The following is a 3,152-nucleotide window of genomic DNA, read 5'->3' as shown; positions in this document are numbered from 1 at the left end:
GCGCCGCGGTCGCCGAGCGGGAGGCCGCCGGCCAGAGTCGCCGGGACGCCGTCACCGAGGTGGCGACGGCCTTCGGGCTGCGTCGCCGTGACGTGTACGCCGTCGTGCACCAGGTGGTGTAAGGAAGGGCCCCCTACTAACGCCTCGTGTATAGGAAGGGTCCCTTCCTTACATCTCACCAGGCGGCGGCGAGGAAGCCGAGCGTGATCGCCAGCGGGCCGGCGAAGGCGACGGTGACCGCCCAACGACGGCCCCGTGGATCGGGCAGGCGCGTCGCGCCGGTCCAGCGGGCGATCCCGGCACCGCAGCCGAGCACCCCCAGCAGGCCGAGCAGCCAGCGCAGGTGCGCACCGACACCGTGATCGGCGTACGCGACGGCGGCGTCCGGACCGGTCACCCGGGCGGGTAGCGCCGTGCCGGCGATCGTCCGCTGCTCCGGGACCCCGCTGACCCGTACGCCGTGGGTGCGGAACCCGCCGTCGGCGGCGGTGAAGATCCCCCGGCAGCGCTGGGTCAACCCGTCACCGGTGCACCCGGTCACCACTGCGGTGCCCGAGGTGCCCTGCCCGGCAGCGAGCAGGATCGGGCCCGCGCTGACCCAGGCGAAGAACGCCGCCACGAGGCTCAGGCCGACCAGCGCGGCCAGTCCCGGCAGCGGGTCGGGCGGATGACTGCTCCGCTCCCGGTGGCGTACCTGCCGGAGCCGACGAAACAGCCCGCGCTCGCCGGGCGGATCCTGCCGCACCGGCGTGCCGTCCCAGTGCACCTCCTCGATCGGTGCCCAGAACGTGTCCTCCTCGTCGACGTCGGCGGGGTCGGCGAACGGATCCGCGCCGAGATGCCGCGCCGAACGCACCGGCACCCGGTGCGGCAGTGTGCCGACCGGGGCGCCGGTGGTCGGCTCCACCTCGACACCCTGCTCCGGCGCCGCCGGTTCGCCGAGGGCGCCACCGGCCGGGTTCGCCCCGTCGGGCGTCACCGTCCGGGGGTGTGGCGCCACGGCATGGGTACGCGCCGACGCGGCCGGATCCGGCCAGGTCTCGGTGGGAAGGCCGTCCTCGTGGTCGCGGGCGGCGCGGCTGCCAGTCACGCGCTTCATTGGACACCGGTGGGGATGCTCGGACACGCAGCTCAGGCAGCGTGTCGGCGACAAATCGGACCAGCCGAGGGTCCGGAATCGCCGGATTGTCGAGCGGGCGGGCCTATTGGTTCGCAGCCGCCCCAGGTGGGTCACTACGCTTGCTGGGCATGAGTCACGTTCTCGCGGCGGTCGCCTGGCCGTACGCCAACGGCCCGCGCCACATCGGCCACGTCTCCGGTTTCGGCGTTCCCTCCGACGTCTTCGCCCGGTACATGCGGATGGCCGGCCACGACGTGCTCATGGTCTCGGGCACCGACGAGCACGGCACCCCCATCCAGGTGCAGGCCGACGCCGAGGGCCTCAAGCCCCGTGAGCTGGCCGACCGGTACAACCGGGTGATCGTGGAGGACCTGCACGGCCTGGGTCTCTCCTACGACCTGTTCACCCGCACCACCACGCGGAACCACTACGCCGTGGTGCAGGAGTTGTTCGAGGGGATGTACCGCAACGGCTACATCGTGCCGAAGACCACCATGGGCGCCATCTCACCGTCGACCGGCCGGACCCTGCCCGACCGCTACATCGAGGGCACCTGCCCGATCTGCGGCTACGACAGCGCGCGCGGCGACCAGTGCGACAACTGCGGCAACCAGCTCGACCCGATCGACCTGATCGACCCCAAGTCGAAGATCAACGGCGAGACGCCGAAGTTCGTCGAGACCGAGCACTTCTTCCTCGACCTGCCCGCCCTCGCCGACGTGCTGCGGCAGTGGCTGGACAGCCGGGACGGCTGGCGGCCCAACGTGCTGCGGTTCTCCCGCAACCTGCTGGACGACCTCCAGCCCCGGGCCATCACCCGGGACCTGGAGTGGGGCGTACCGATCCCGCTCGACGGCTGGCGCGACCGCACCGACAAGCGCATCTACGTCTGGTTCGACGCGGTGATCGGTTACCTCTCCGCCTCCGTCGAGTGGGCCCGCCGCTCCGGCGACCCGGAGGCGTGGCGCCGGTACTGGCACCAGCCGGACGCCGACGGCGAGACGGACGACGACACCCGGTCGTACTACTTCATGGGCAAGGACAACATCGTCTTCCACTCGGTGATCTGGCCCGCGCTGCTGGCCGGCTACTCCGGCGAGGGCGACAAGGGCGGCAAGCCGGGCCAGCTCGGACGGCTCAACCTGCCCACCGAGGTGGTATCCAGCGAGTTCCTCACCATGGAGGGACGCAAGTTCTCCTCCTCCCGGCGGGTGGTCATCTACGTCCGGGACTTCCTGGAGCGCTACGACGCCGACGCGCTGCGCTACTTCATCGCCGTGGCCGGCCCGGAGAACAACGACACCGACTTCACCTGGGCCGAGTTCCTCCGCCGTAACAACGACGAGCTGGTCGCCGGCTGGGGCAACCTGGTCAACCGGTGCGTGTCGATGGCGGCGAAGAACTTCGGCGCCATCCCACCGATCGGCCCGGACGGCCTCACCGAGGCCGACGAGGCGCTGCTCGCGGTGGCCCGGACCGGCTTCGCCACGGTCGGCGACCTGATCGGCCGGCACCGGCAGAAGCAGGCCATCGGCGAGGCGATGAAGGTGGTCGCGGAGGCCAACAAGTACCTCTCCGACCAGGCGCCGTGGAAGCTCAAGGACGAGGCGGACAAGCCCCGGATGGGCACCGTCCTGCACGTCGCCCTCCAGGTGGTCAGCGACGCCAACACCCTGCTCACCCCGTTCCTGCCGCACTCCGCGCAGAAGGTGCACGAGCTGCTCGGCGGCACCGGCGTGCACGCGCCGATGCCGGTCATCGAGGAGGTCGACGACCTCGACGGCGGGCCCGGGTACCCGGTGCTGACCGGGGACTACACGCAGGGCGCACGCTGGGAGTCGGTGCCGCTCGCGGTCGGCCGGCCGCTCGCCGCGCCCAAGCCGGTGTTCCGCAAGCTCGACCCGTCGATCGTCGACGAGGAACTGGCCCGGCTGGAGAGCTGACCCGGGCCAGACACGGAGGTCGTCGCGACGTCGACGAGCGGTGACGACACGTGCGGCGGGCGCGACCCCGACACCGGGATCTGTCTCGT

The 3,152-nt window shown here is 71.6% G+C and carries 2 protein-coding genes and 1 pseudogene; 2 read left to right on the top strand and 1 reads right to left on the bottom strand.

From position 1 onward, the window contains the following. Nucleotides 1–122 (top strand): annotated as a pseudogene (locus EYA84_RS29615) (16S rRNA (cytidine(1402)-2'-O)-methyltransferase); the annotation flags it as partial. Between the two features lie 53 nt (nucleotides 123–175). On the opposite strand, the gene EYA84_RS29610 reads toward EYA84_RS29615, so the two are convergent. After that, nucleotides 176–1,090, bottom strand: a complete 915-nt coding sequence (locus EYA84_RS29610) for a hypothetical protein (RefSeq protein WP_236146031.1) — start codon at nucleotides 1,088–1,090, stop codon at nucleotides 176–178. 158 nt (nucleotides 1,091–1,248) lie between these two features. Between EYA84_RS29610 and metG the strand changes: the two genes are divergently transcribed. Then, the gene (metG, locus tag EYA84_RS29605) at nucleotides 1,249–3,063 is read left to right on the top strand and encodes a methionine--tRNA ligase (RefSeq protein WP_131057381.1); all 1,815 of its coding nucleotides are present in this window, start codon (nucleotides 1,249–1,251) and stop codon (nucleotides 3,061–3,063) included. The last annotated feature ends 89 nt before the right edge of the window (nucleotides 3,064–3,152 follow it).

The sequence above is a fragment of the Verrucosispora sp. SN26_14.1 genome (assembly GCF_004307965.1).
Lineage (GTDB): Bacteria > Actinomycetota > Actinomycetes > Mycobacteriales > Micromonosporaceae > Micromonospora.
The sequence above is the reverse complement of the archived record's forward strand: the minus strand, read 5'-3'. Positions and strand labels throughout refer to the sequence as shown.

Coding starts and splice junctions, on each gene's coding strand:
- metG (WP_131057381.1), top strand. CDS start 1,249: ATGAGTCACGTTCTCGCGGCGGTCGCCTGGCCGTACGCCAACGGCCCG.